The organism is Aeromonas sp. Y318-1, from assembly GCF_027706125.1.
Classification (GTDB): Bacteria; Pseudomonadota; Gammaproteobacteria; order Enterobacterales; family Aeromonadaceae; genus Aeromonas; species Aeromonas hydrophila.
Genome location: NZ_JAPDCM010000016.1, coordinates 38,201 through 64,537, shown reverse-complemented (window position 1 = coordinate 64,537; position 26,337 = coordinate 38,201). Strand labels below are relative to the sequence as shown.

Below are 26,337 nucleotides of genomic sequence, written 5' to 3'. Positions count from 1 at the left end.
GCGTAAAATCGGCGTAAAAATGAAGGGCTGGCAGAGTGGGAGGGGTGGGACGCGATCAAAAAACCCGGCCTGGGCCGGGTTTGGTAGCAATTGACTGAGACTGGCCTGATAGTGACAGGTCAGCTTCAAACATGCTTATCGCATGGTCACAAACTCTTCCGCGCTGGTGGGATGGATGGCAACGCAGTTGTCGAAGTCCGCCTTGGTGGCACCCATCTTCATGGCGACGCCGAAGCCTTGCAGGATCTCGTCCATGGCGAAGCCGATGCCGTGCAGGCCGACCACCTTCTCTTCCGGCCCGACGCAGACCAGTTTCATCCGGGTAGGCTGGCGATGCTGGGTCAGCGCCGAGTACATGGCGGTGAACTGGCTGCGGTAGACCTTGACCTGATCTTCACCGTATTCGGCAACGGCTTCCGGCTCGGTCAGGCCTATGGTGCCGATGGGGGGGTGGCTGAACACCACGGTCGGCACCAGATCGTAATTGAGGTGCTCGTTCGGCTTGTTGTTGAACAGCCGCTCGGAGAGGCGGCGGCCCGCCGCGACGGCCACCGGGGTGAGCTGGATGCGGCCGGTGTTGTCACCGACGGCATAGACATTGGCGACGGCGGTGTTCTGGAACTTGTCGGTCGGGATAAAGCCCTGCTCGTCCAACTCGATGCCGGCGGCAGCCAGATTGAGGTTGTCGGTGGCCGGGACGCGGCCGATGGCCCAGATCAGGCAGTCGACGGTGAGGTGACGACCATCTTCCAGCTGCAGGGTCAGGCTCTCATCGGCGTTCTTGACCACCGCTTTTGGAATGGCGTGGGTGTGCAGCTTGGGCCCTTCCTGCGCCATGATCTCCACCAGAGTCTCGTGGATCATGGGGTCGAAGTTGCGCAGCGGCGCGTGTTTGCGCACCACCAGATGGGTCTCGGAGCCGAGCGCCTGCATCACCCCGGCGATCTCGACGGCGATATAGCCGGCCCCTACCACGGCAACCCGCTTGGGCTGGCTCTGCAGCTCGAAGAAGCCGTCGGAGTCGATGCCCAGCTCGGCACCCGGGATGGCCGGCACTTCAGGGCGGCCGCCGGTGGCGATCAGGATGTGATCGGCGCTGTACTGCTCGCCATTCACTTCGATGGTGTTGCTGCTGACGAAGCGGGCGAAGCCCTTGATGACGGTGATCTGGTTCTTGCCCAGTACGTTCTGGTAGGACTGATGAATGCGGCCGATGTAGGCCTGGCGGGACTCGACCAGCTTGGCCCAGTTGAAGTGGTTGAGGGTGGTGTCGAAGCCGTAATCGGCGCCATATTTCAGGGCATCGGCGATCTGGCCGGCATACCACATGGCCTTCTTCGGTACGCAGCCGACGTTGACGCAGGTTCCACCCAACTCTTTGGCTTCAATCAGGGCAACTTTCTTACCGTACATGGCAGCCCGGTTGGCCGAGGCGATGCCGCCGCTGCCGCCGCCGATGGCGATATAGTCAAAATGCTGTGCCATTGCGAGGTTCTCCGCTCATTAAGAATGCAATCACAGCATGATGGGGATAAAGCGGCTGGCTCACAAGAGCCAGCGCTCAGTTATGTTGGATCGGCAGGCGAATATGGAACTGGGCGCCGTTGTCCGGCTCGCTGACGCAGTTGATGCGACCGCGCAGCAGCTGCACCACCAGGTTGTAGATGATGTGGGTGCCAAGCCCGCTGCCGCCCTGGCCCCGCTTGGAGGTGACGAAGGGGTCGAAGATGCGCGGCAAGATCTCGGGCGGGATGCCGCGGCCGTTGTCGCTGTAGTCGATCAGCAGCTCTTCACCCTGCTGTTCCACCTTGATGGTGATCTTCTTGGGTTTGTCCCAGTTGTCGAAGCCGTGGTTGATGGAGTTGAGGATCAGGTTCGAATATATCTGGGTGAAGCTGCCGGGGAAGGAGAAGATCGACAGCTTGGGATCGCACTGGATATCCACCTCGCACTGGGCCTTCTTCAGCTTGTGGCCGAGGGAGACCACCACCTGGTGCAGGTTGTCGGCGAGGCTGAAGTTGTAGCGTGCCTCGGACGACTGATCCACCGCCACCTGCTTGAAGCTGGCGATAAGCTCCGAAGCGCGGCGCAGGTTGCCCTGCAGCAGCTGCATGGACTCGTCGAGGTTGACGGTAAATTCGGTGAGATAGGAGCGTGACAACTGTTTTGATTCGATGTGCTGCTTGAAGTCGGCCACCCGCTCCTGCAGGTAGGAGGAAGCGGTCACGCTGATGCCGATGGGGGTGTTGATCTCGTGGGCCACGCCGGCCACCAGCGAACCTAGGGAGGCCATCTTCTCCGATTCCACCAAGGTTTGCTGGGCCTGTTTCAGGTCGTCGTAGGCCTTGCCCAGCTGGTCGTTGGCATCGCTCAGGCTGCGGGTGCGTTCCACCACCTTGCCTTCCAGCTGTTCGTTGAGCTGGATGATCTCCCGCTCCACCTTCTTGAGGCGGGTGATGTCGTAGCCAAAGCCAATCAGATACTTGAGGTTGGGCCCCTCGTAGAAGGGGGCGAAGGTCCACTGCAGCACCAGCTCGTGGCCCTGCTGGTCATGCATGATGACCTCTTTGTCCTCGATGGAGCCGTGATCGGCCAGGGTAGCCGCCAGCTCATCGCGCTGGGCTTTGCTGACGAACAGATCCAGCCAGTTGTGCTGCAGTATCTCCTGCTGGTGGTAGCCGGTCAGCAGGATGGCTGCCGGATTGATGCTGGCGATGTTGAGGTCCGGTTCCATGCAGCAGATGACCATGTTGGCCGAGTTGATCAGGGTGGCGGAGAAGTCACGCTCCTGTTGCAGCTGCTCGGCGGCCTGATGGCGCGCCGCAAATTCGTCGTTCAGCCGGGTGCGCATCTGGTTGAGGGTGGCAACCAGGGTGTCGAGTTCGTCGGGTTTCTTGCGGGGCAGGGGGCGCCCCTCCAGGGTCAGCTCGATGGCGAGCCGGTCCAGATTGAACTTCTGGGCATAGTTGGCGATGCGGTTGAGGTGTCGCACCACCAGGTAGTAGATGATGATCAGGATGCAGAACGAGACCACCAGGGTCTTGATGGTCTGGCTGACCATGATCAGCACCGATTTCTCGATCAGGCGCTGGTAGATCTGCTCGAGGGAGGCGGCGACAAACAGCTTGCCCACCACTTCGCCCTGATAGGTGAGGTTGAATTCGCGGGAGATGTCGTAGCTTTCCCGCTCCACCCCTTGGGTCAGCAGCGGCACTTCCGAGTTGCCGAGCATCTCCTTCACCATCACGAACTGCATGTTGGGCAGGTTCATGATGCCTTCGATCTGTACCTTGACCTGTTCTTCGTCCAGGTTCCACAGGCTGGCGGCGATGGGCTGCAGGAAGGAAGCCTCGATCTGGCCGATGCTGTCCTCGATCACTGCCACGTCCTTGCGGTAATCCCAGGCAAGCTGCAACACCGTAATGATCATCGCCAATACGGTACTGCACACCAGAATGTAGGAGAGCAGGCGGTATGAGAGTCCGTTACGGCCGACGGCCTTAGCGGTCTTGGAGAAGAGTCCTGACATGGCGTCCTTGCGGTCTGGATATATTGCCATTTAGTTTAACTGCTTCATGCACTTATGTCGTGTTTCGTTAGCGTGATAAAAACAAGGCCCCGAAACGGGGCCTTGTTGATTAAGAACGGTTTTTAATGACTCCCTTTCGCCTTGGGCGGAATGGATTCGTCAAACACCGGCAGCGGTTTGTGTTCGGAGGCCAGGTAGGTGTAGATCACCGGCAGCACGAACAGGGTGAACAGGGTGCCGATAGCCAGACCGGCCACGATCACGATACCGATGCTGAAACGCTGGGCAGCCCCGGCGCCCGTTGCATAGAGCAGCGGGATGAGACCGGCGATCATGGCGGCCGTGGTCATCAGGATGGGGCGCAGACGTACCTTGGCGGCGGCCATCACGGCTTCCATCCGGTTGCGACCGTGCAGCAGCTGCTCCTCCTTGGCCACCTCGCAGATCAGGATACCGTGCTTGGTAATCAGGCCGACCAGGGTGATCAGACCCACCTGGGAGTAGATGTTCATGGTGGCGGCACCCCAGGCCAGCGCGATCAGTGCACCACTGATGGCCAGCGGCACGGAGACCATGATCACCAGCGGGTCGCGGGCCGACTCGAACTGGATCGCCAGCACCAGGAAGATGATGGCCAGCGCCAGGGCGAAGGTGGCGTACAGGGCGCTGCCTTCGGTCACGAACTGGCGGGCTTCACCCATGTAGTCGTAACGGTAACCCTGCGGCAGCTTCTCGCTGGCGGTGGCATCCAGCCAGGCGATGGCGTTGCCCATGGTGGTGCCCGGCATCAGTACGGCACCTATGGTGGCCGAGTTGAGCTGGTTGAAGTGGGGCAGGGCGCGCGGCTCGCCGACCACCTCGATGCTGATCAGGCTGCCGAGCGGGATGGACTGGCCGTCGGCCGCCCGCACGTAGTAGCACTTGATCGACTCGGGGTTGAGGCGGTATTTGCGCTCGACCTGCGGGATCACCTCGTAGGAGCGGCCATCCAGGTCGATCCGGTTGACGTAACCGTCCGACATCATGGTGCCCAGGGTAATGCCGATGTCCTGCATGGTGATGCCGTAGGCACCCGCCTTGTCCTTGTCGATCTTGATCTTCATAGTGGCGGAGTCGTACTGCAGGTCCAGCTCGGAGTAGACGAAGCGTCCACTCCCCTGGGCTGCGGTCAGGATCTCGCTTGCCACCTGATAGAGGCTCTCGAAGTTGTTCGGCGTGGTGATGACGAACTGGATCGGCAGGCCGCTCGAGGCACCCGGCAATTCCGGGAACTGGAAGGTGGTGATGGACATGCCGGGCACGTTCTCGACCAGCTTGCCAATCCGTTCCAGCACCTCTTTCTGGCTCGCTTCACGCTGGCTCCACGGCACCATGGAGGCGATGCCGAACGCCTGGTTGGCGTTGAACACCCCGGAGAAGACCTGGGAGAAGGCCACTTCCGGCTGTTCGTCCAGCACCTTGTTTACCTGCTCCATGGTGCCCTGGATGTAGTCCAGGTTGACGTTGGAGGGAGCGGTACCCAGCACGGCCATGACGCCCTTGTCTTCGTTCGGTGCCAGTTCGCTCGGAATGAACTTGAACAGCATCGGCAGGCTGGCGAAGACGATGACGGCGAACAGCACCACCACGATGCGCTTCTGCATCACGGCGTGCAGCATGGCATCGTAGCGGACCGTCATGCGGTCGAGCAGGTGATGTACCTTGCTCTCGAACTTGCCCGGCTCCTCGTTGGCCTTGAGCATCTTGGCGCACATCATGGGCGACAGGGTCAGCGCTATGATGCCCGACACGAACACGGCGCCGGCCAGGGTGAGGGCAAACTCCTTGAACAGGGAGCCGGTGATGCCCCCCATCAGGGCGATGGGCGCATACACGGCGGCCAGGGTGACCGTCATGGCGATGACCGGCACGGCGATTTCACGGGTACCTATGATGGCGGCCCGGAATGGTTCTTCCCCCTCCTTGACGTGGCGATCCACGTTCTCCAGTACCACGATGGCGTCATCCACCACCAGACCGATGGCCAGCACCATGGCCAGCAGGGTCATCAGGTTGATGGAGAAGCCGAACATCTGCATCACCATCACCACCCCGATCAGGCTGAGGGGAATGGTGATAATCGGGATGATGACCGCCCGGAACGAACCAAGGAACAGGGTGATCACCACCAGCACGATGGCGGCTGCCTCGGCGATGGTCTTGATGACTTCGCTGATCGATTCGTTGATGGCAACGGTCGAGTCATAGAGGACGTTGGCCTCCATGGTGCTCGGCATGTTGCTCTTCAGGCTCGGCAGCATCTCCAGCACGTCGTGGGCGATGTTGATCGGGTTGGCGGTCGGCGCCGCGTTGATGGCCAGTACCACGGCCTCGCGGCCGTTGGCGGTGGCGCGATAGGTATCGTGGCTCTTCTCCAGGCTGACCTTGGCGATGTCTGCCAGACGGATCACCTTGCTGTCACGGGTGGCCACCACCAGGCGCTCGAGCTCCTCGGTGGTGTTGACCTGGGTCTCGGCATTGCCGTTGTAGAGGGTGAAGTAGCCGGTGGCCTGACCGGTAGCGGACTGATAGTTGTTGCTGTTGAGCACGCTCATCACGTCTGCGGCGGTCAGGTTGAACGCCGCCATCTTGGCCGGATCCAGCCACACCCGCAGGGCGTACTTGGTACCACCGTACATGTCGACCTTGGAGACGCCACCGACGGTAAAGAGCTGGGGCTTGATGACCCGCTCCAGATAGTCGGTGATCTGGCTGGCGTTGAGCTCGGGGCTGGTAAAGCCGATGTAGAGCACCGCCGTGGTCGAGCCGGTCGACATGGTTACCGAGGGATCTTCCGACTCCTTCGGCAACTGGGAACGTACCGAGTTGACCTTGGCCAGAATGTCGGACAGGGCCGCATTCGGGTTGGTGTTGAGCTTCATGTAGGCAGTGATGGTCGAGCTGCCGAGCTGGGTGGACGACGTCATGAAGTCGATGTTGTCCGCCTGGGCGATGGCCTGTTCCAGTGGCTGGGTGATGAAGCCCTGGATCAGGTCGGCACTCGCGCCATAGTAGCTGGTGCTGACCGTGACGACCGTGTTGGTCATCTCGGGGTATTCCCGCACCTGCATCTTGAACACGGCCTGGACACCCAGCAACGCGATCAGAAAGCTGATCGAGATGGCCAAGATGGGCCGCTTGATGAATATATCGGTAAAGCGCATCTGTCTCTCCGCGTTTTACAGCATGGGAACCTGGTCCGGAACCTTCAGGCCCTGGTCCTGCACGATTTTCACTTTGGCGCCGTTGCTCAGGCGTACCTGGCCGGACATGACCACTTCGTCACCCGCCTTGATGCCGGAGACCACGTGCGCATCGTTGCCCTTGCGCTCGCTGACCTTGACCACCACCTGCTCGACGCGCTTCACGCCATCCTTCTCCTTGACCAGGTAGACGTTCTCGCCATACAGGGTAAAGGTGATGGCGGTCTGCGGCAGCACGATCTGGTCCTTCTGGGCCGGCAGCAGAATGCTGGCGCGGGCAAACATGCCGGAGCGCAGCTGGCCGTCGTTGTTGGGGATGTCTGCCTGCACCTGGATCAGGCCGCTCTGGTAGTTGACGGCCGGCTCGATGGCGCTGATGTGACCCTTGAACTGGCGATGCGGGTAGGAATCCACGTTGATCAGGATGTCCTGATTCAGGCGAATGCGGGAGATATCGGTCTGCGGCACGGTGAAGCGCAGGCGCATCACGCTGGTGTCTTCCAGCCGGACGATGTCGGTACCCGGTTGCAGGTACTGACCGAGGAAGACGTTGCGCAGGCCGACTACGCCGGCAAACGGTGCGCGCACTTCGCGGCGGGCGATGGTCGATTTCAGACTCTCGATATCGGCCTCGAGGGAGCGATAGGTCGCCTCGGTATCGTCCAGCTGGTCGCGGGAGATGGAGCCCTTGGTGAACAGGTTCTGATAGCGATCGAACTTGGCCTTGGCCGCCGGCAGCTTGGCCATGGAGGCGCGCAGGTTGGCCTTCTCGACGCTGGCATCCAGGCTCAGCAGCAGCTGATCCGGCTTGACGGTATCACCCGACTCGAAGGAGATGCTGTCGATGGTGCCGGATTGCTCGGTCGACAGGGTTACCCCTTGGTTGGGTTCGATGAAACCGATGGCCTCGATGGTCGGCACCCAGTCGCGGGTCTCCACCTTGTGGGTGGTGACCGGAAACTCGGGCTCCGGCATGTTGGCCATGTAGTTGGCTATCATCTTTTGCTTGAACAGGTTGAAGCCAATCACGCTGCCGAACAGGGCCAGCGCGATGAGCAACATGATGCTCATCCACTTTTTCATGAACTCTCGCTCCTGAGATATGAGTGCAATGTTTAAGGGGTCAAAATAGCTCGCCAGCAGGCCCGGATCACGGCTTCCAGCTGGTCTTGCGTCAGTTCGAATTGGTGCACCTGGCTTTGCAGCGCCATATTTGCCACGCAATCCAGGCTCAGCACCTGCAGTACCCGGACGGGCAGGTCGATAAACAGACCCTGTTCCAGGCCCCGTTCGAAGAAGCGATCCAGCGGGGCCCAGGCAGCCTTGATGACCGGGTCCTGCTCCAGCTCTGCTCCCAGCGGGGACGTTTCATACTGCAATTTGCATTTGAGCGCGTTCGGTTCGTCGACAAAGATGGCGTGGATGTTGAGCCACAAACGCCGAAATTGTTCGAACGATACCTCCTCTGTCTGCACGCCTTCCATGACCAGGGGATGACACTGGAGGATGGTGTGCCGATAGAGTTGGCGGATCAGGTCATCCTTGTCGCTGAAATAGCGATAGATGGTGCCTGCCGCCACCCTGGCTTTCTTGGCCACCACGGCAATGGAGAGGCCGTGGAAACCCTGTTCGCCGAGTACTTCATGAGCCGCATCGAAAATGCGTTCTTTCTTGTTCATGACGGGATGATCACAACGGCTGAATGAACGTTCATTCATTCTAGGGGGGCTTTGAGGCAAGTCAAGTTTTGCCCATCATCGGATTGCTATGTGGGGGGAGCCAAAAGTAGCGGAGCGGGGCTGGATCCAGCCTGAATGAAACAAAAACGCTTAAAAAAAGCCAGAAACGATGGAAAAACAAGCGGTTGATTCTGTGGGATAAAAAAATAGTAGACAAGGTGGGTCCCCATCATTAATATTGCGCCCCGTTCGACAGCGTAGCGCCCGTAGCTCAGCTGGATAGAGCGCTGCCCTCCGGAGGCAGAGGTCACAGGTTCGAATCCTGTCGGGCGCACCATCAAAAGTGCGCCGGTTAAGCGGGCGAGTTGAAGAACGAAAACAGCTGTGGTGGCTGTAGCTCAGTTGGTAGAGTCCCGGATTGTGATTCCGGTTGTCGTGGGTTCGAGCCCCATCAGCCACCCCATTTTACAGCTTGTCAGGTATGCGAAGGTGGCGGAATTGGTAGACGCGCTAGCTTCAGGTGTTAGTGCCCCCCGGGTGTGAGGGTTCGAGTCCCTCTCTTCGCACCATACTTGCTGTATGACGAGGATGACCGTTCATGGTCGTCTTTGTGTTTTGAAAAGAAAGCTTTTTTTAAAGCCTCGGTGATTAGCGCAGCCCGGTAGCGCATCTGGTTTGGGACCAGAGGGTCAAAGGTTCGAATCCTTTATCACCGACCACATTCTGAAAAACCCCGCTCAGGCGGGGTTTTTTGCTTTCTGTCGTCTGCCAGCCTGCTGCCGCAGGTTTCTGTCACGTCTGTTTACATTTCTGTTGGCACTTTCTCGCTGTCGCTTCGGGTATGCTGGGATGCAGACCCACGGCAAGTGGGCGTTATTGAACACAATTCAGGCCAACATGTCATATGCACCCAAATTCTTTGCGCGTCAGTACACTGGCGCTGGTTGTCGTGGCCCTCAGCGGCTGCTCATACAAACCCAAACCCGACGAGATCCTGATGGGGGCTGCCCCCATGCAGAGTACCGCCACCTCTGCGCTGGTAACCGATGCCGGATTCTGCGTGGCCCTCAATGACCACAATCAGCTGATCACCCAGCCTTGCGACCAGACTGCCCGCCAGCAGTTCAGCTGGGATGCCGGTGCCTTGCAGCTTGACCAACGTTGCCTGGTGGCCAAAGGGGTGAGCGAGCTGACCATGGCCGAGTGCCAGGATGAGAGCCGGCAATGGCAGTGGCAGGAAGATCGGCTGTTCAACAGCAAGGCTGACCGCTGTCTGGATGTGGCCGGCCGTCGTCACAAGCCGGGCACCCCGCTGCGGCTGGCCGACTGTTTCGGTGGGGCCAACCAGAGCTTCGCATGGCAGAACAAGGGCAGCATGCTCGACAAGCTGCACCTGAAAAGCCTCATCTGGTAGGGTGTCAGGCCAACCTGGCCAGCTCCCCGTGGCTGGCCGCGAGGCCATGCCCTGCCGGTTCCATCTCCTGCTCGGCGGCCAGCGCGATGCGGGCCATGGCGGCGACAGCTTCCACCGGATAGTGGCCGGTTGCCGACTCGGCCGACAGCATCACTGCATCGCTGCCATCCATGACGGCGTTGGCCACATCCATGACTTCGGCCCGGGTGGGCATGGGGCTGGCAATCATGGATTCCATCATCTGGGTAGCGGTGATGACCGGGCGGCCGAGCGCCCGGCAGCGCCGGATCAACCTCTTCTGCACGCCGGGCAATCTGGCATCGCCAATCTCGACCCCCAGATCTCCACGCGCCACCATGATGAGGTCGGCGGCGTGAATCAGCTCATCCATGGCGGCTACTGACGCCACCACCTCCGCCCGTTCCACCTTGGCTACGATGGCCGCCCGGCTACCACTGGCACGAATGAGGGTTCTGGCCTCTTCGAGATCGGCGGCGCTGCGCGGAAACGAGACGGCGATATAGTCGGCCTCGAGCAGGCGGGCTGTCAGGATGTCGGCCTTGTCCTTGTCGGTCAGGGCCGGAGCGCTCAGACCGCCGCCCAGTACATTGATGCCCTTGCGGCTGGACAGGGTGCCGCCGACCAGTACCTGGGTCTCGATGCGCTCGTCGATCACCTGTTCCACACAGAGCTGGATGCGGCCGTCATCCAGCAGCACGATGTTGCCCGTCTGCAGTTCGCCGGCCAGCGCCGGATAGTCGGTACCGACCCGGGATTGATCGCCCAGGTGGCTGTCCAGGCCGGCATCAATGGTAAAGGGGTCGCCCGGTTGCAGCTGGATGCTGCCGTCGGCAAAGCTGGCGATACGGATCTTGGGGCCCTGCAGGTCGGCGAGGATGCCTATCTCGCGGTCGAGGCGGGCGGCGCAGGCCCGGATCTTGGCCGCTAAGGCCAGGTGTTGCTCCGGACTGCCGTGGGAGAAGTTCAGCCTGAATACATTGGCTCCCGCCTGGATCAGCTGCTCCACCATGGCGGCGGATGAACTGGCCGGGCCCAGGGTGGCGATGATTTTGGTCTTGCGCATGGGATGCTCCTGTTGCGAGGAAAATGCACAAGGGTGGCCGACGGGCCACCCTTGTGCTGAACGGGGATCAGTGGTTGACGACTTTCTTGGCGTTCCACACCGTCATGGCGAGCAGCATGGAGACCACGGAGGCTCCGAGCCAGAAGTACTGGGCGCTGCTGAAGTCGTAGTGGGTGACGCCGTCGATCTCGCTGGTCTTGATCAGGGCGGCGGAGACCAGCTCCTGGATGGAGGCGGCGATGTAGGAGCAGAGGCCGATGAAGCCCTTCACGGCGCCCACTGCGGTCTTGGGCATCAGGTCGCAGGCGGTCAGACCGGCCAGGAAGACCACCAGCCCGCCGATGGCATAACCGATCAGGGCGAGGGCGACGGCATCCATCATGCGGCTCTGCGGGCCCCAGAACATCAGGCACATGCCGGCCACGTTGGCCAAACCGTAGAGCAGGGTCGGGATGTGGCGGTTGGCGTTGAACAGCTTGTCGGAGATGATCCCGGCCAGAATGGCGCCGAGGAAGCCGGCGATGGGATAGGCCGACATGGCGAAGCCGGCGTCGATCAGGCTGTAGCCCTTCTGCTCCTGCAGGTAGAGCACGGCCCAGGAGCTCATGGCGTAGCGGGACATGTACATGCAGGCGCAGGCGGCGGCGATGAGCCAGACGGCGGGTTGCTTGAGCACGAACAGTTGGGCGCGGCGGATTTCGGCCGGGTCCACCTTCTTGGCAATCTCGGGTGCCTCACCAAAGGCGACGGCCGGCTCCGGCAGGGCGTAGGTCTGCGGGCGATCTTTCAGCACCAGATACATGCACAGGGCGGCGATCAGGGAGGCGATGCCGGCGCCGATGAAACCGGCCTTCCAGCCGAAGTAGCTGACGATGGTGGCGGTCAGGATCCAGGAGATGCCTTCCCCTATGTTGCGCGAGCCGCCCCAGATGGAGTAGACCGAGCCCCGCTGTTTGGGAGAGAACCACTGGAAGATGGAGACGCAGGAGGGGGCGGACCCGACAGACTGGAACCAGCCGTTCAGGCCCCACATCAGCACCAGAAAGAAGGTGGCGGTGTTCATGCCCATCAGGATGGTGCAGATGGACGAGAGCCCCAGCGAGACCGACATGAAGCGGCCTATGTTGGCGTAGTCGGAGAGGAAACCGTTGGAGAACTTGCCGACGGCGTAGGTAAACAGGAAGGCGGAGCCGATGACCCCCAGCTCTTCCAGGGTCACCACGCCGGAGTCCAGCATGGGCTTCTTGACCACGTTGAGGCTCATGCGTACGACATAGAACATGGCGTAACCGAGTACCAGACCCAGGAAGACCTGCCACTGGTACTTGCGGTAAATGGAGCGGATTTTATCGGGCGAGGCTTCCATGACCGGCAGGTCGGCTCGCGTCTTGAAAAAGTTGAACATGGGGTTCTCCGTTTATATTTGGCAGCTTGGTTTCAGAGGGAGCTCTGATAGCGGCTGCCATCATATGAAGGGAGAAATTCAGCCGGCAAAAAGCCGGATATGGGTCAACTCTGACTCAATCATGGGAAAACCATGAGTCAAAAATGACATATTTGAACTGTCCTATTGATATTCGATGAATAACAATAGCGGCATGCCGAGGCATAATGAGTCAGAACTGGCTCATCCTCGTGGAAATAAAAATAACGGCATGTGCCAAATATTAGATGTACTGCACATAATCCTGAATTAAAGCGCGAGTCGACCGATAGTCATGCACCTCTTTTTCCGCCGGCTGGCCCTGCTCACGGGCTGCGTTTTGTTGCCATTCAGCACCCTTCAGGCCACCTCGCTGACGGTGCTAACCTCCTTCTCTGAAGCGCCGGTCAAGGCAGTGATCGAGGGCTTTGCCGAACAATATCCCGGGATCCGGGTCGAGGTTATTTATCGGCGCACCATTCCCTCTCTGCGCTTATTAACGGAAGCCGGTGCACCGAAAGTCGATATTATCATGTCGTCATCGCCGACTTTTTTTAACACGCTGGACAAAGCCGGTTTACTGGCAGCTTTGCCAAATGAAACTATGCCGCCCAAATGGCTCGCTCCTCATACGCTCGGGCTGGGAAATAAAGTGGCCGTGGTCGGTTATTCCAGCAGCGGCATCATGTATAACCGCCATTATCTGGCCAAATATCAGCTGCCGCTGCCCACCACCTGGCAGCAGCTGGCATCCCCGCTCTTCATGGGGCACGTGATGATGAGCTCGCCCTCCCAGTCCGGCACGACCCATATGATGGTGGAGAGCGTGCTGCAGCAATATGGCTGGCAGCAGGGTTGGGCCCTGCTGATGCGGCTGGGCGGCAACCTGTCGGCCATCACGGCGCGCAGCTTCGGGGTGAGCGACGGCATCAGCCGGGGTCTGGCGGGGGCTGGCCTGGTGATCGACAGCTACGCCCTCAACAGTCAGGCCCGCTTCGATCACGTCGGCTTCAACATCATGCCCGACTCGGTAATCCTGCCGACCTATCTGGGGGTGGCGCGCCACAGCACCCAGCCGGCCAGCGCTGCTCTGTTCATCCAGTTCCTGCTCTCCGATCGCGGCCAAGCGATCATTGCTACCCCCGGTATGGCCAAGGCCACCTTGAGCCAACCCCGGCTGGCCCGGCAGACCCGCTACGTCACCGACAAGGCGCTGCTCTATCGGCGGGCCGGTCTGCTCAAGGCCCTGTTCGAGCAGACCATCACCCAGCAGCTACCCAGGCTGAAGATGACCTGGCAGGGGATCAACGGTCTGAATACCCATGGCGAGCCCTGGCGGGTCGCGCTGCTGGAGCAGGCCGTCGCCAAGGCGAGCACACCGCCGCTGAGCGAGCAGGAGGCGCAGGATCCGGCGTTGTTGGCGCTGTTTGACGGCCTCTATGACCGGGAGCAGGGCAATCCACAGGCGGAGCGGGTGATGCATCAGTGGCGCCAGGCGACCGAGGCTCGCTTGCATGAGGCGCAGCGCCTGGTCGAACAGGCAGCCAGACCATGAGCCGGCTGGGGCGCATGCTGGCCATGCCGCGCAGCCTGGGACGGCGGCTCATCCTCGCCTTCGTGACCATCACGGCCCTGACCGGTGCCATGGGCATGGCCGCCTATGTGATGTGGGATCGGCTGGGCCGGCAGATCCACCTCATCGTGGAAGAGAGCCTGCCCGCCATCGACAGCGCCTACCAGCTGGAGCGGGCCAGCTCCCGTCTGCTGTTGTTGCTGGCCCAACTGCGCGATACCCGTGACCCGGTGCAGTACCAGCGCCTCTCCAACGCGGTGTCCACCACCTTGCGGGATATCCAGCGCGCCTACCTGCTGGGTACCCCGGGGGATCAGACCCCCTCGCAGCGCCAGGCGTTCGAGGAGTTGAGCGCGCTGGTGGCGGATCATGGGCGTTACCTCAAGCAGCAGATCGAGCACGCCGAAACCCTGCAGCAGCTGCAGAAGCGCAGCAACTGGCTGCACCAGGATCTGGTGGACGATGCCGCCCCTCTGCTGCAGGAGGTGGAGTGGCACCTGACCAGCATGGTGGCCAGCCCGGATGACATGAGCGAATTTGGCAACGTCATCAAGGAGTTCTCCGCCTTGCAGGATCTCACCTTCAAGGAGAACGAGCTGCAGTCGCTGGTCGGCGAGGTGATCGCCCAGCGCTATCAGCAGGATCTGGAGAGCGCCTTCCTGTTCATCGGCTACAAGATTGACGAGATAGACGCGCTGACCTCGCGGTTGGCGGAGTACCCCTCGACCGTGAGTTATCGCCAGATCCTGCAGGACATCATCACCCTGGTGAAGCCGGACGGCCCGCTGCACCGGCTGCTGCTGGCGGATGTGCTGACCCACCAGCAGCTGACGGCCCTGCGGCCGCGACTGGACGACGCAGTTTCGCGTTATCACCAGCGGGTCAGCCTGATGGTGAGTGACGCCAACCGCTCCCTCAGTGCACTGGGGGAAGACAGCAGCCAGCTGGTGGCGACCGGCAAGCTGGTGATCCTGGTGGTGCTGGCGCTCACCCTGTTGCTCAGTATTTTCGTGCTGGTGGTGTTGATCGGCCGCCGGCTGATCAAACGGCTCGACTTGCTGGGACAGGAGCTGGACAGGGTGGCGTCAGGCAGGCTGGACGTGCCGGTCAGCACCTGCGGTCGGGACGAGATCGGCCGGCTGGGCGACAGCCTGCGCCACTTCAGCCTGCAGTTGCAGCAGATGGAGCGGACCAATGCCCTCAACCTCATCAACAACACCCAGGCCTGCCTCATCACCTGCCATCCGGATGGCACCATCGAGTCGGTCAACCCGAGCGCGCTCACCCTGTTCCAGCAGACCGGTGTCGAACCGGGTCAGCCGTTGTGGCAGGCCTTTCCACCAGAGGCGGGGGCGGTGCTGGCCGATCAGTTCAGGGCCGGCCAGCCGCTGCACCGGTTCGGCCACTGCGAGTGCACCCTGGCTTGTGGGCTGGGTGAGGCGCCCCGCTTTTTGCACCTCAACCTGCGTCGCTTCGAGCAGGGGCGCGGGTACAGGTTCATCATCACCATCACGGATGTTACCCGCCAGGAGCTGACGGCCAGGGAGCTCAGCCTGCGGGTGGCGGAGCGTACCCGTGAGCTGACCGAGAACAACCGGTTGCTGGCGGAGGAGGTGGTGCAGCGCCAGCAGGCGGAGCGCACCCTGCTGCAGACCCAGGATGAGCTGATCCAGGCGGCCAAGATGGCGGTGGTGGGGCAGGCGATGACCAGCCTGGCCCACGAGCTGAACCAGCCGCTGTCGGCGATGATGACCTACCTCTACACCAGCCGGACGGCGCTCGCCGCCGGTCAGCTGCAGGCACTGGACCAGGATCTGGGCAAGCTCGACAAGCTGGGGCGGCGTATGAGCCGGATCATCAACGCCCTGCGCCACTTTGCCCGCAAATCGCCGGCCGAGGAGGTAAGGGTCCGGCTCGAACTGGGGGTGCTGGCTGAGCAGGCCATGCTGCTGCTGGAGACGCGTGCGAAGCGCGATGGCTGCATCCTCTGCAACGAACTGCCAGACGGGCTCTGGCTCGATACCGACCCCGTGTTGCTGGAACAGGTACTGGTGAACTTGCTGGTGAACGGACTGGATGCGGTGGCCGGGCTGGCGCGGCGCGAGATCAGGCTGCAGTTGCTGGAACAAAACGAGGTCCGGTTGCGGTTGGCGGTGGTCGACAGCGGTGCCGGCTTCAGCGAGGCCATCCTGCCCAGGTTGTTCACCCCCTTCACCACCTCCAAGGAGGTTGGACTGGGGCTGGGGCTGACCATCTGTCGCTCCCTGCTGGCCCGCTGTGGCGGCGAAATTATGCTGGGATCGGCGCTGACCGGCGGCGCCATGGTGATCATGGAATTTGCGTTGGCCGACCCTGCAGGGTCGGTCGCCCATCAGAACGAGGAGAACGCCATCGATGTTGTTGCCCGCTAACCGTCCTGCCAACGTGCTGCTGGTGGACGATGACGAGGATGTGCTGGAATCCTATTGCCACCTGCTGCGCCTCTCCGGCTACCACCCCAGGGCGACGACTTCGCCCCACGAGGCGCTGGCGCTGCTGGCTGATCAGTGGCCAGGGGTGCTGGTCTCTGACATCTACATGCCGGCCATGAACGGCATGGACCTGCTGGCCAGCGTGCAGGCGCTGGACGCCGAGATCCCGGTCATCATGATCACCGGTCACGGGGACATTCCGCTGGCGGTGCGGGCGGTCAAGCAGGGGGCGTTCGACTTTCTGGAGAAACCGCTCAATCCGCAAGATCTGTTGGGCCTGCTGGAGCGGGCCTGCCGACAGCGCAGCGCCGTGCTGGCGCGCCGCAGCGAGATCCAGGCGACGGTGGATGACGAGCTGATCGGCACCAGTCCGCAGATTGTGACGCTTCGCAGCCAGCTCAACCAGCTGGCACAGACCGACAAAGACCTGCTGCTGGAGGGGCCGGCCGGCTCTGGTCGTCACACCCTGGCCCGGTTGCTGCACCGGATCAGCGCCCGTCGGGAGCAAGTCTTCCAGCTGCACGACTGCGTCTCGGCCCCCAGCCTGGCGGAAGTGCAGGCCAGCCTGGCACTGGCGGGGCAGGGTACCCTGGTGCTGCAATCCCCGGCCCGCCTGAGTGCCGACTGCCAGCGCTGGCTCGGCAACCACCTGCTGGATCAGGAGCGCAAGGGGAGCAAGTCGCTGCGTACCATAGGGTTGTTTGACGAGTCGCCGGAGGCGCTGGTGGAGCGTCAGCAACTGATGCCGGAGCTCTACTATTTCCTCTCCCAGGTGCGGCTCAAGCTGCCCCGGCTGGTGGAGCGCAGCTGTGACATCATCCCCCTGTTCCGGGCCTTTCTGCGACAGGGCTGCAAGCGCATCGGCCGGCCGGTGCCGGCGGTGGATCGCGCCTATCTGGAGACGCTCAAGCGGCATCAGTGGCCCGGCAACCTGCGTGAACTGCGCAACGTGGCCGAGCTCTATGCGGTAGGCATCGTCAAGCTGGCCGGCGCGGAGCAGGTCATCCCCCTGGCCAGCGGCAAGGAGCCGCTGGACGACCTGGTGGAGGAGTTCGAGCGGCGGGTGATCGAGGATACCCTGTTCCTCTTTTCCGGCCGGGTGACCGATGCCGCCCAGTACCTCGGCATTCCGCGCAAGAAGCTCTATCTGCGCATGAAGAAACACCAGCTCGACAAGGATCGGTTCAAGCCGGCCACCTGAGCCCGGCTGCCGGTCGAGTCGTTCAGACGGTTATCCGCACAGGAGCACACCATGAGATGCCCGCACTGCATGAGTGAAGGGGTAGCACGGATCGAGGATGAACGGGTGAAGCGAGCCTGCGCCTTGGGCTTGGGGGCCGCGGGCGGCTATGCCTGCGCCGCCACGCTCGCTAGGATGGGGGCCGCAACGGGCTCGGCGCTGGGCGGTGTCGGCACTGTTGTCGGTGCCCTGGCGGGAGCGTTGGGTGGTGCCGTGCTGGGAGGATTGATGGGGGGAGGGCTGGGCTGGTGGCTGGGGCGCACCCTGGATCGACGCCTGTCCCGCCAGTATTGCTGCGGGGTCTGCGGCCATCGCTTCAGCCGCTGAATGGGGTTGTGCGCCATGAGCCGCAGAGCTGCTCATGGCGCCTTGTCTCAGGCGACGTTGACGCCCTGCAGGGCGAACAACTGCTCCAGATAGACGGCGACGCCATCCTCGTCGGAGCTCAGGGTCTGCTCGTGGTTGGCCAGCGCCAGCTTGAGCCGGTCGTGGGCATTGCCCATCACCACGCCGCGGCCGACCATGCTCAGCATCTCGAAGTCGTTCATGCCGTCGCCAAAGGCCACCGCCTGGGACATCTCCAGCCCGTGCTGCTCCAGCACGGCGCGCACGGCATTGCCCTTGTGCACCCCGGCGTGCATCACCTCGAGGCAGTCCGGCAGGGAGAAGGTGACGTTGAGCCGATCACCATAACGCTGGTTCAGCTCTGCCTCGATCTGCAGCAGCTTCTCATGCTCGCCGATGTAAAACACCTTGTTGACCTTGTCCAGCGGATGGCTGGCGAGATCGGTCAGGCGATAGCTGAAGCCGGATTCATGATGGAACTGCAGCAGCCAGGGCATCTCTTCTTCCACCAGCCACTCGTCGCCATAGTAGAGGTTGATGTGGATGGAAGGGTCGCGCTCCAGCGCGATCAGCTCGGCCGCCACGCTGTCCGGCAGGGCCTGGTTGAAGATCAGCTGATCCTGCTTGTCGTGCACCACGGCGCCATTGGAGGTGATGAGATAGATGTCGAGCCCGAGGGTGTCGCGGATGCTGCGCACATCCACATGGTGACGGCCGGTGGCCACCACGAACTTGATCCCCTGATCCACCAGACGGTGCAGGGTATCGCGGGTGCGGGGGGAGATCTGGTGCTGCCCGTTGAGCAGGGTGCCATCGAGATCGGATACAACGACCTTATACATCATCACCTCGGGGTTACGAATGAAAGCGGGAGCAGTGTACAGCAACCGCTCCCGCTACCCCATTTATTTAGGGATACAAAAAATAACCAGCCGCTAGTAGCGTGCGAAGAAGGCCAGAGTCGCGTTGAGCGCGGCCTGGCGCTGGGGATCGGCCTCCATGAACAGCTCGTGCCAGGCCCCTTCTATGCGCAGCGGCTTGCCTCCCTCGCAGCGAGCGAGCGCACAGAAGGCATCCTGCGCGGCGTTGTCCACCACGCCGTCGTCACCGGCCTGCAGCACCAGCAGCGGCGTCTTGATGGCGCCAGCCTCGGCCACGGCGGCGTCCGCCCCTGTCAGTCCCTGATAGATCCAGTGGGCGGTAGCGCCTCCCAGCTTGATCTGCGGGCGCTGCTCATAGAGTTTGCGGAAGGCCTGATAGCGGGCTTCGCTATGGCTCAGACCGTTGTCGGCAAAGTCGTGGCTCTCGTACGGGCCCTGACCCGGGCCGTAGGGAGGCTCGCCCAGCCAGCCGCCGACCGTGCCGATGGTGGCCGCCAGCCCCTTAGCCAGCCACTTGGGCAGGCCGCCGAGATTGATGCCCATCATGGGGGAGGAGAGCACGGCCGCCTCGATATCATCGGGCCAGCGCTCCAGATAGCGGGCCGAGATGGCGCCGCCCATGGAGTGAGCCAGCAGGAATAGCTTGGCGGGCTGGTCCTGGGCGATCACCTCGTCATGAAACTGCTTAAGATCTAGTACATAATCGTCGAACTGGCCGACATATCCCTTCTCCTGGTCGGTCAGCAGCCGATCGGACAAGCCCTGGCCGCGGTGGTCGATGAGGTAGAGGCTGTAGCCCTGACGCCACAGATCCCAGGCCAGCTCCTGATACTTGAGGTAGCTTTCGACCCGGCCGTTGACGATGAGGATGGCGCGATCGACCTTGGCCTGGCGCAGGGCGGCATAGCGGATGGTGACCCCGTCCTTGCCCTTGAAGGCGCTCTCGACGGCGTGCTGGCGCCAGAAGTCGGGCAGCGTCTGCTGATGGAGGGTGGCGACGTCGGCTTCCGGCGTCAGCTGATAGGGATTGTTCACGGCGAGGGCTCCGGCAGAAAACAGGGTCAGGGCCAGCAGGGAAAGAGAGAAAGATTTCATCAGGCACACTCCCTTTGCCACTGAGCATAAAGGGCGGCGATATCCCCCGAACAGAGCAGCGTTATGCTGGCCTGCAAACGTGATAGAGGCCAGTCCCACCACTGCATCTCTTGCAGCATGGCAATCTGCTCCTCGCTGAAGCGGCGGCGGATCGGTTGGGCCGGGTTGCCGCCGACTATGGTGTAAGGGGCCACATCCTTGGTCACCACGGCACGAGTGGCGATGACGGCGCCATCGCCGATGGTGATGCCGGGCATGATCATCGCTTCCGAGCCGATCCAGACGTCGTTGCCGATCCGGGTGTCTCCCTTGCGCAGAAAACCGTCCTGCACGCCGTCACCGAAGCGGGCAGCATCGAAGGGGAAGGTGGAAACCCAGTCCATCCGGTGACCCTGGTTGCCCGCCAGCATGAAGGTGGCGCCGGAGGCGATGGAGCAGAACTTGCCGATGATCAGGCGGTCAACTTCCTTACCCCACTGGCCACTGTCCCAGGACTCCCGCGTCGAACCATCGCCGAGCAGGTAGCGTACGCAATGATCCTCGAACGGCTTGCCGTGGTAGTAGCCGGAGTAATAGCTGTACTCCCCGGCCTCGATATTGGGGTTGGTCAGATGATCCCGTATGACCTGGGATTCCAGCCAGCTACCGAACGGATTTTCCATCACTGATCCTGTCATTCATCTTCTTCCTGTTGCGCGGCCCATCCTTTGCGCGTCAGCTGCATCTGCTGCCACCACTGCTCGTCCGCCAAGATTTCGCCGGCCGGGCCGAGCTGGGGGTAGGGCATCTCTTTCTCTTTGCAGAGCTGGGCATAGATGGGGTAGCCCCCCTCGAACAGTATGCTGTTCTGCTCCTCCAGGTCGAGCGGGCAGCCGCGCTGGTAGCAGCCGGCCAGTTCGCGCTGGCGTTGGGCCTCATAGAGGATGGCGGCGGCAGCCACCGAGACGTTGAGAGACTGCACCATGCCCACCATGGGGATGACGATATGGTGATCGGCCAGGGCCAGCGCCTCTTCGCCGATGCCGTGCTTCTCCTGACCCACCAGGATGGCGGTGGGCTTGGTGTAGTCGATGGCGCGAAAATCCACCGAGCTCTCCGACAGGTGGGTCGCCAGGATCTGCATGCCGGAGGCCTTGAGCTCAGCCACTGCACTGCCTATGTCCGGGTGCAGCTTCACGTCCACCCAGTTCTGGCTGCCGCGAGCGGTACCCTTGCGCTTGTGGATCCAGGTTTTGGGCCAGACCGCGTGCACCCGATGGATGCCGATGGCATCGGCGGTGCGCACGATGGCGGCCAGGTTGTGCGGCTTGTGGACCTCTTCCATGCAGACGGTCAGATCGAGCTGGCGCTGGGCCAGCATGTCGGTGATGCGCTTGAAGCGTTCAGGAGTCATATCGGTTTCTATGTCGTGAGGTGTGTGCACGCATCGCTTGCATGCACAGGATCAAATCGGGCTGGCACCGGGCCAGCCTGTCGTAAATTCGTTTGACGCGTTTCGCGGTCATGCCAGCTCTACCGAAGCCGGGTTTGTCCACTCGCCAGGTTGAACGGGTGTGCCTGCGACGGTGGGTCAAGCTTGTCTCTTGAAAAGCAGCAGGCGGCTTGCGCCGCCTGTGGTCAGTTTTTCTGTCGGCTCACCTTGAGCACGTTCGGCATCACCCGGATCTTGCGCATGATGTTGGCAAGGTGGATCCGGCTCTTGGTGGTGATGAGCAGGGTGACCAGATAGACCCGGCCATCTTTTTCTTCGGTGCTGATGGCGTGAATGTTGGCGCCGGTGGCGGCAATCACGTTGGCCAGTTCCGCCAGGGCGCCCTGGTGGTTGACGATCTCGATGCTGATACCGGTGCGGAACTCCTGTTCCTGCTCCTTGTCCACTTCCCACTGCACCGGCAGGTACTTGTCCGGCTCCTTGCTGTAGCCCTTGATGTTGCGGCAGGCTTCCTGGTGGATCACCAGGCCCTTGCCTGGGCTGATGTGGGCGATGATGGCGTCCCCCGGGATCGGGCGGCAGCAGTTGGCGAAGGTGACCAGCATGCCGTCGGCCCCCTTGATCGGCATCTTCTTGCTGCTGGACTTGGGCTGCTCTTCCGGCGGCAGCTCATCCCCCAGCATGCGGCGCGCCACCATCACGCTCATGGCGTTGCCAAGGCCCACGTCGGCCAGCAGGCCCTGCAGGTTTTCGTGCTTGGTGTCGGCCAGCACCTGCTTGATGCGCGGTTCCGGGATGTCTTCGATGTTCTTGGCGCCGAGCGCATGGTTGAGCAGGCGGCGACCCAGCACCACCGACTCTTCGGTACGCAGGTTCTTGAGGAACTGGCGGATCTTGGAGCGTGCCTTGGTGGTTACCACGAAGTTGAGCCAGGCCGCATTGGGGCGAGCACCCGGTGCCGTGATGATCTCCACCGTCTGGCCCGAGTGCAGCGGGCTGCTCAACGGATAGGGGTGGCGGTCGACCCGCGAACCGACGCAGGCGTGGCCGATGTCGGTGTGCACCGTGTAGGCGAAGTCCACCGGGGTGGCCCCGGCGGGAAGCTCCATGATGCGCCCTTCCGGCGTGAACACGTAGATCTCGTCGGGGAAGAGGTCGGTCTTGACCCCCTCGATAAATTCAAAGGAGCTGCCGGCGCTCTGCTGCAGCTCGAGCAGGCTCTGCATCCAGCGTTGGGCGCGGATCTGGGCGGTGGTACCCGAACTGTCGCCATCCTGCTTGTAGGCCCAGTGGGCGGCAACGCCCTTGTCGGCCATCTGATCCATGAATTCGGTGCGGATCTGCACCTCCACCGGCACTCCGTGCGGCCCCACCAGGGAGGTGTGCAGCGACTGGTAGCCGTTGGTCTTGGGGATGGCGATGTAATCCTTGAAGCGGCCGGGGCGGGGCTTGTAGAGACTGTGCATCTGGCCCAGCACCCGGTAACAGGTATCTATGTCCTTCACCCTCACACGAAAGGCGTAGATATCCATTACCTCATGAAATTGCAGCTCTTTTTTCTCCATCTTGTTGTAGATGGAGAACAGGTTCTTCTCGCGGCCGCTGACCTGGGATTCGATGCCAGCCTCGCGCAGCCGGCCTTCAATCTCGCTCTGGATGGAGTCGATGATTTCGCGGCGATTGCCGCGGGCGCGGCGCACCGATTCGCGCAACACGCGCGAGCGCATGGGGTAGAGCGCCTCGAAGCCCAGCTCTTCCAGCTCGTTCTTCATGGTGTGAATACCGAGGCGGTTGGCGATGGGGGCGAAGATTTCGAGGGTTTCCCGGGCGATGCGGCGGCGCTTGTCCGGTCGCAGGGAGCCCAGGGTGCGCATGTTGTGGGTGCGGTCGGCCAGCTTGATCAGGATGACCCGGATATCCTGGGTCATGGCCATCACCATCTTGCGGAAGTTCTCGGCCTGGGCCTCCTTGCGATCGCGAAACTTCAGCTTGTCGAGCTTGGAGACGCCCGCTACCAGCTCGGCGACGGCATCGCCAAACAGTTCGGCCAGATCGGCCTTGGTGACAGGGGTATCTTCGATGACGTCGTGCAGCACGGCGGCCATCAGGGTTTCATGATCGAGGCGCATGTCGCCGAGAATGCGGGCAACGGCAACCGGGTGGGTGATATAGGGCTCGCCGCTGGAACGCATCTGTCCCTGGTGAGCATCACGGGCCACCACATAGGCTTGCCTGAGCTTCTCCACCTGCTCGGGTGGCAGGTAGGAACTGGCTATTTCTTTAAGATTTTCAAATAAATACAAGACAGTCCCCGCAGCGGTGAAACGGCAATCCGTGGATATAGAGGGTATAGTCCTGAGTTTGCGAGGTTTTCGAGCGGTTGTAAATGGGGGAGAACAGTCGGCACCCGGGCGGGCGCCGACTATAAGAAATAACTGACTTAACCGCGGCCTTCGGCGATGGCAGCAACGGCAGCCAGCTCGGCGGCTTCTTGCTCTTGCTGCTCGTAACGGTCCTGGGTGTCCATCACCTGGTTGTTCACCAGACCCAGTTCGATCTCGCGCAGGGCGATCACGGTCGGCTTGTCGTTCTCTTCGTCAACCAGGGGATCTTTGCCTTGAACCGCGATTTGGCGGGCGCGGCGGGCGGCGACCAGCACCAGGTCAAAACGGTTACCTACCTGTTTTACAGCATCTTCTACAGTAACGCGTGCCATGCAGGACTCCAGTGTTTGGGCTTTCTCGGTTTAAAAAAGCGGTGTTTAAAAATGACGCAAAAGTTTACTTGTTTTTGGCCTATTCTGCCAGTAGCTGTTGCAGCAAGTTTTGTTGGGCCTGCTGCTGCTGGCGCAATTCCAGCCGTTGGCACTCGATGACAGCCCTCAGCTGGAACAGTGCCTGCTCAAAGTCTTCGTTGATGATGACATAGTCATACTCGTCATAGTGCACCATTTCGGCAATGGCTTTCTCCATCCGGCCCTTGATCACCTCGGCACTGTCCTGGCCGCGGCCGATCAGGCGGCGCTCCAGCTCTTCGCGGCTGGGTGGCAGGATGAAGATGGACTTGGTCGGCATCTGTGCGCGGATCTGGCGGGCGCCCTGCCAGTCGATATCGAGGAACACGTCGATCCCCTGCGCCAGGCAGGCTTCGATGGCCGCGCGGGAGGTGCCGTAGTAGTTGCCGAACACCTCGGCCCACTCCAGAAAATCGCCGCGCTCGATCAGCGCCTTGAACTCTTCCACCTTGACGAAGTGGTAGTGCACCCCGTGCTCTTCACCGGGACGGGTGGCGCGGGTAGTGTGGGAAACCGACAGCTGCATCTTGCCTGCGCTGTTGTGCTGGGTCAGCAAGGCATTGAGCAGGCTGGATTTACCCGCTCCGCTCGGGGAGGAGATGATATAGAGAGTGCCTTGTTGCGCCATGTCTGTACCTTTAAGCGAGACCGTGTTTTGGTTGTAGCAGAGGCCGCCGTCTTGTGCCCGAAAGGGAGACAGCCAAATCCGAAACGCGGAAAATTCTTGAATTAAGAGGGATGTAAAGGCGGCGAATTTTAACAGAAAGTGGCGGATAAAAAAACGGCCGGAATCATATTCCAGCCGATCAAAGTATTCGTAGCTTGCTGCGGGAGCGTCACCCACATCAGCCGCCATTCTGCCTGTCACCGTGTGGGTGGGCCAGCAGATTATCCCTGCTTCACTGCTCGGAAATTCCGAGTTGCTGTCCGGCGGGCAGCTGGCGATCGGCGCAGAGCCGGTCGAAGGCGGCGATGACCCGCTCGCGGGTTATCTTGCTCATGGCGTCCGGATCTTTGAGGCGGGTGCGCCAGCCGAGCTCGGCCAGCGGTTTGCCGGTCTCCTGCTCGACCAGCTCCTGATAGACGCTGACCGCGTAGTCTCGGCACAGATAGGGGCCGGTCCGATCCGGGTTGTGGTGGGCATAGAGGCCGAGCACCGGCGTACCCACCAGGGTTGCCATGTGGGTGGGGCCGGTATCGGGGGCCAGCACCAGGCTGGCCTCCTTGATCAGCGCCAGCAACTGCTTGAGGTTGGTCTGCCCCACCAGATCCACCGGCTTGCTGTGGCTCAGCCGTTGAATGTCGGCGGCCAGATCCCGCTCCAGTTTGGCCGGCCCGCCGCAGAGATAGACCTGAAAGCCCTTGTCTGCGGCGTGATCCGCCAGCGCGGCATAGCCGGCGGCAGTCCAGTTCTTGAATGCCTTGCTGGCGGCGGCGCAAATGAGCAGGGTCGGCCTGCCGTCAATCTTCTCTTTCGCCCAGGCCTGGTGCTCGGCGCTGATGGGCAGTTGCCAGTCCGGGGTCAGATCCTGGATGCCGAGCTCTTTGGCGAAGGCGAGAAAGCCGTCCAGCACGTGGGGCGAGGCGGGGGATGGCACCTTGTGGTTGGTGAACAGCCACTGGCCGTCGCTGGCCCGTTCCCGATCAAACCCGAGCTTGACCTTGGCCCGGATGCCGAGGGTGGCGATGCTGGCCCGCATGGCCGCCTGCAGGTGCAGCAGGGCATCGAATTGGCGTCCCCTGAGGGTCTGCCAGAGCTCGCGATAGCCGCGCCAGCCCTTGCTCTTGTCGAAGGCGATGACTTCGACCCCGGGCAGATCGGCAAAAAGCGTCGCTTCAATCTTGCCGGTGATCCAGGTGATGCGGGTCGTCGGCCAGGCCCGCTGGATGACGCGCACCAGCGCCAGCGCGTGGCAGCAGTCGCCGATGGCGGAGAGCCGCAGGATGCAGATGGAAGAGGGCGGCGTTTGGAACAGCGGCATGATGTGGCGCAATGGTGGCAAAATGGATGGATGGCATTATGCAAACTCCCCCGTGGATTGTAAAATTGCGCACGACCGGCAGCCGGTGTCCCTGACAAGGCCCGTGTTGCCGTTGCCTGCCCTTGCCTTGTGTAGCCATGACTGACCGACCGG

20 protein-coding genes and 4 tRNA genes are annotated in these 26,337 nt (G+C 61.8%); 9 read left to right on the top strand and 15 right to left on the bottom strand.

Features of this window, described 5'->3' with window-relative positions:
* Positions 1-135: 135 nt before the first annotated feature.
* From gorA to OKB87_RS20180, 5 genes are all read right to left on the bottom strand, one after another.
* Positions 136-1,485 (bottom strand): glutathione-disulfide reductase, encoded by a 1,350-nt coding sequence (gene gorA, locus OKB87_RS20200; protein ID WP_263680965.1) that lies wholly within the window; start codon positions 1,483-1,485, stop codon positions 136-138.
* 76 nt (positions 1,486-1,561) lie between these two features.
* Positions 1,562-3,529: an ATP-binding protein gene (locus tag OKB87_RS20195; protein WP_193388893.1), complete on the bottom strand. Its 1,968-nt coding sequence runs from the start codon at positions 3,527-3,529 to the stop codon at positions 1,562-1,564.
* A gap of 122 nt (positions 3,530-3,651) precedes the next feature.
* The gene (locus OKB87_RS20190; RefSeq protein WP_270828369.1) at positions 3,652-6,732 is read right to left on the bottom strand and encodes a multidrug efflux RND transporter permease subunit; all 3,081 of its coding nucleotides are present in this window, start codon (positions 6,730-6,732) and stop codon (positions 3,652-3,654) included.
* Between the two features lie 15 nt (positions 6,733-6,747).
* Complete coding sequence (locus OKB87_RS20185; protein ID WP_011704066.1) at positions 6,748-7,854, bottom strand: efflux RND transporter periplasmic adaptor subunit; 1,107 nt, start codon at positions 7,852-7,854, stop codon at positions 6,748-6,750.
* A gap of 32 nt (positions 7,855-7,886) precedes the next feature.
* Positions 7,887-8,450, bottom strand: a complete 564-nt coding sequence (locus OKB87_RS20180) for a TetR/AcrR family transcriptional regulator (RefSeq protein ID WP_016348886.1) — start codon at positions 8,448-8,450, stop codon at positions 7,887-7,889.
* Positions 8,451-8,710: 260 nt separating this feature from the next.
* Between OKB87_RS20180 and OKB87_RS20175 the strand changes: the two genes are divergently transcribed.
* The 5 genes from OKB87_RS20175 to OKB87_RS20155 all read left to right on the top strand — a co-directional run bounded on the left by OKB87_RS20175 (position 8,711) and on the right by OKB87_RS20155 (position 9,864).
* A tRNA-Arg gene (locus tag OKB87_RS20175) sits at positions 8,711-8,787 on the top strand.
* Between the two features lie 50 nt (positions 8,788-8,837).
* Positions 8,838-8,913: transfer RNA gene (locus OKB87_RS20170), tRNA-His, on the top strand.
* Between the two features lie 20 nt (positions 8,914-8,933).
* Positions 8,934-9,019 (top strand) — tRNA-Leu (locus OKB87_RS20165).
* 73 nt (positions 9,020-9,092) lie between these two features.
* A tRNA-Pro gene (locus tag OKB87_RS20160) sits at positions 9,093-9,169 on the top strand.
* Positions 9,170-9,354: 185 nt separating this feature from the next.
* The gene (locus tag OKB87_RS20155) at positions 9,355-9,864 is read left to right on the top strand and encodes an RICIN domain-containing protein (protein ID WP_270828368.1); all 510 of its coding nucleotides are present in this window, start codon (positions 9,355-9,357) and stop codon (positions 9,862-9,864) included.
* Positions 9,865-9,868: 4 nt separating this feature from the next.
* Here OKB87_RS20155 and pyk read toward each other — a convergent pair whose 3' ends face one another.
* Together pyk and OKB87_RS20145 are read right to left on the bottom strand one after the other, a co-directional pair.
* Positions 9,869-10,948 (bottom strand): pyruvate kinase, encoded by a 1,080-nt coding sequence (gene pyk, locus OKB87_RS20150; protein ID WP_270828367.1) that lies wholly within the window; start codon positions 10,946-10,948, stop codon positions 9,869-9,871.
* 67 nt (positions 10,949-11,015) lie between these two features.
* Positions 11,016-12,353: an MFS transporter gene (locus OKB87_RS20145; protein WP_024945907.1), complete on the bottom strand. Its 1,338-nt coding sequence runs from the start codon at positions 12,351-12,353 to the stop codon at positions 11,016-11,018.
* Positions 12,354-12,666: 313 nt separating this feature from the next.
* On the opposite strand from OKB87_RS20145, the gene OKB87_RS20140 reads away from it, so the two are divergent.
* The 4 genes from OKB87_RS20140 to OKB87_RS20125 are packed head-to-tail and all read left to right on the top strand — an operon-like array spanning position 12,667 to position 17,982.
* The gene (locus tag OKB87_RS20140; RefSeq protein WP_270828366.1) at positions 12,667-13,926 is read left to right on the top strand and encodes an ABC transporter substrate-binding protein; all 1,260 of its coding nucleotides are present in this window, start codon (positions 12,667-12,669) and stop codon (positions 13,924-13,926) included.
* Positions 13,923-16,355, top strand: a complete 2,433-nt coding sequence (locus tag OKB87_RS20135) for an ATP-binding protein (RefSeq protein WP_270828365.1) — start codon at positions 13,923-13,925, stop codon at positions 16,353-16,355. The genes OKB87_RS20140 and OKB87_RS20135 overlap by 4 nt, the downstream gene beginning before the upstream one ends.
* Complete coding sequence (locus tag OKB87_RS20130) at positions 16,339-17,616, top strand: sigma-54-dependent transcriptional regulator (RefSeq protein WP_270828364.1); 1,278 nt, start codon at positions 16,339-16,341, stop codon at positions 17,614-17,616. Before OKB87_RS20135 ends, OKB87_RS20130 begins: the two co-directional genes overlap by 17 nt.
* A 51-nt stretch (positions 17,617-17,667) precedes the next feature.
* A complete protein-coding gene (locus OKB87_RS20125; RefSeq protein ID WP_270828363.1) occupies positions 17,668-17,982 on the top strand; it encodes a hypothetical protein in 315 nt (104 codons plus the stop codon).
* Between the two features lie 47 nt (positions 17,983-18,029).
* On the opposite strand, the gene OKB87_RS20120 is transcribed toward OKB87_RS20125, so the two are convergent.
* From OKB87_RS20120 to OKB87_RS20085, 8 genes are all read right to left on the bottom strand, one after another.
* Positions 18,030-18,842: a Cof-type HAD-IIB family hydrolase gene (locus OKB87_RS20120; RefSeq protein ID WP_029305093.1), complete on the bottom strand. Its 813-nt coding sequence runs from the start codon at positions 18,840-18,842 to the stop codon at positions 18,030-18,032.
* A gap of 93 nt (positions 18,843-18,935) precedes the next feature.
* Positions 18,936-19,976, bottom strand: coding sequence for an alpha/beta fold hydrolase (locus OKB87_RS20115; protein WP_270828362.1), 1,041 nt, complete (start codon positions 19,974-19,976; stop codon positions 18,936-18,938).
* Positions 19,976-20,638 (bottom strand): CatB-related O-acetyltransferase, encoded by a 663-nt coding sequence (locus OKB87_RS20110; RefSeq protein ID WP_270828361.1) that lies wholly within the window; start codon positions 20,636-20,638, stop codon positions 19,976-19,978. The genes OKB87_RS20115 and OKB87_RS20110 overlap by 1 nt, the downstream gene beginning before the upstream one ends.
* Positions 20,639-20,649: 11 nt before the next feature.
* A complete protein-coding gene (gene trmH / locus OKB87_RS20105) occupies positions 20,650-21,369 on the bottom strand; it encodes a tRNA (guanosine(18)-2'-O)-methyltransferase TrmH (RefSeq protein ID WP_270828360.1) in 720 nt (239 codons plus the stop codon).
* 224 nt (positions 21,370-21,593) lie between these two features.
* Positions 21,594-23,711, bottom strand: coding sequence for a bifunctional GTP diphosphokinase/guanosine-3',5'-bis pyrophosphate 3'-pyrophosphohydrolase (gene spoT, locus OKB87_RS20100; protein ID WP_011704079.1), 2,118 nt, complete (start codon positions 23,709-23,711; stop codon positions 21,594-21,596).
* 137 nt (positions 23,712-23,848) lie between these two features.
* A complete protein-coding gene (gene rpoZ, locus OKB87_RS20095; protein ID WP_005307060.1) occupies positions 23,849-24,124 on the bottom strand; it encodes a DNA-directed RNA polymerase subunit omega in 276 nt (91 codons plus the stop codon).
* A 79-nt stretch (positions 24,125-24,203) separates the two neighbouring features.
* The gene (gene gmk, locus OKB87_RS20090) at positions 24,204-24,830 is read right to left on the bottom strand and encodes a guanylate kinase (protein WP_162498770.1); all 627 of its coding nucleotides are present in this window, start codon (positions 24,828-24,830) and stop codon (positions 24,204-24,206) included.
* A 271-nt stretch (positions 24,831-25,101) separates the two neighbouring features.
* On the bottom strand, positions 25,102-26,184 hold the full coding sequence (locus OKB87_RS20085; RefSeq protein ID WP_270828359.1) for a glycosyltransferase family 9 protein: 1,083 nt from the start codon (positions 26,182-26,184) through the stop codon (positions 25,102-25,104).
* Positions 26,185-26,337: the final 153 nt, after the last annotated feature.

What these genes read in the sequence shown, in the direction of transcription:
- rpoZ (WP_005307060.1), bottom strand. Translation starts at nt 24,124, where the DNA reads ATGGCACGCGTTACTGTAGAAGATGCTGTAAAACAGGTAGGTAACCGT.
- OKB87_RS20115 (WP_270828362.1), bottom strand. Translation starts at nt 19,976, where the DNA reads ATGAAATCTTTCTCTCTTTCCCTGCTGGCCCTGACCCTGTTTTCTGCC.
- OKB87_RS20185 (WP_011704066.1), bottom strand. Translation starts at nt 7,854, where the DNA reads ATGAAAAAGTGGATGAGCATCATGTTGCTCATCGCGCTGGCCCTGTTC.
- OKB87_RS20110 (WP_270828361.1), bottom strand. Translation starts at nt 20,638, where the DNA reads ATGGAAAATCCGTTCGGTAGCTGGCTGGAATCCCAGGTCATACGGGAT.
- pyk (WP_270828367.1), bottom strand. Translation starts at nt 10,948, where the DNA reads ATGCGCAAGACCAAAATCATCGCCACCCTGGGCCCGGCCAGTTCATCC.
- OKB87_RS20155 (WP_270828368.1), top strand. Translation starts at nt 9,355, where the DNA reads ATGCACCCAAATTCTTTGCGCGTCAGTACACTGGCGCTGGTTGTCGTG.
- OKB87_RS20120 (WP_029305093.1), bottom strand. Translation starts at nt 18,842, where the DNA reads ATGTATAAGGTCGTTGTATCCGATCTCGATGGCACCCTGCTCAACGGG.
- OKB87_RS20140 (WP_270828366.1), top strand. Translation starts at nt 12,667, where the DNA reads ATGCACCTCTTTTTCCGCCGGCTGGCCCTGCTCACGGGCTGCGTTTTG.
- OKB87_RS20145 (WP_024945907.1), bottom strand. Translation starts at nt 12,353, where the DNA reads ATGTTCAACTTTTTCAAGACGCGAGCCGACCTGCCGGTCATGGAAGCC.
- gorA (WP_263680965.1), bottom strand. Translation starts at nt 1,485, where the DNA reads ATGGCACAGCATTTTGACTATATCGCCATCGGCGGCGGCAGCGGCGGC.
- OKB87_RS20195 (WP_193388893.1), bottom strand. Translation starts at nt 3,529, where the DNA reads ATGTCAGGACTCTTCTCCAAGACCGCTAAGGCCGTCGGCCGTAACGGA.
- OKB87_RS20135 (WP_270828365.1), top strand. Translation starts at nt 13,923, where the DNA reads ATGAGCCGGCTGGGGCGCATGCTGGCCATGCCGCGCAGCCTGGGACGG.
- OKB87_RS20180 (WP_016348886.1), bottom strand. Translation starts at nt 8,450, where the DNA reads ATGAACAAGAAAGAACGCATTTTCGATGCGGCTCATGAAGTACTCGGC.
- OKB87_RS20125 (WP_270828363.1), top strand. Translation starts at nt 17,668, where the DNA reads ATGAGATGCCCGCACTGCATGAGTGAAGGGGTAGCACGGATCGAGGAT.
- OKB87_RS20190 (WP_270828369.1), bottom strand. Translation starts at nt 6,732, where the DNA reads ATGCGCTTTACCGATATATTCATCAAGCGGCCCATCTTGGCCATCTCG.
- OKB87_RS20085 (WP_270828359.1), bottom strand. Translation starts at nt 26,184, where the DNA reads ATGCCGCTGTTCCAAACGCCGCCCTCTTCCATCTGCATCCTGCGGCTC.
- OKB87_RS20130 (WP_270828364.1), top strand. Translation starts at nt 16,339, where the DNA reads ATGTTGTTGCCCGCTAACCGTCCTGCCAACGTGCTGCTGGTGGACGAT.
- trmH (WP_270828360.1), bottom strand. Translation starts at nt 21,369, where the DNA reads ATGACTCCTGAACGCTTCAAGCGCATCACCGACATGCTGGCCCAGCGC.
- gmk (WP_162498770.1), bottom strand. Translation starts at nt 24,830, where the DNA reads ATGGCGCAACAAGGCACTCTCTATATCATCTCCTCCCCGAGCGGAGCG.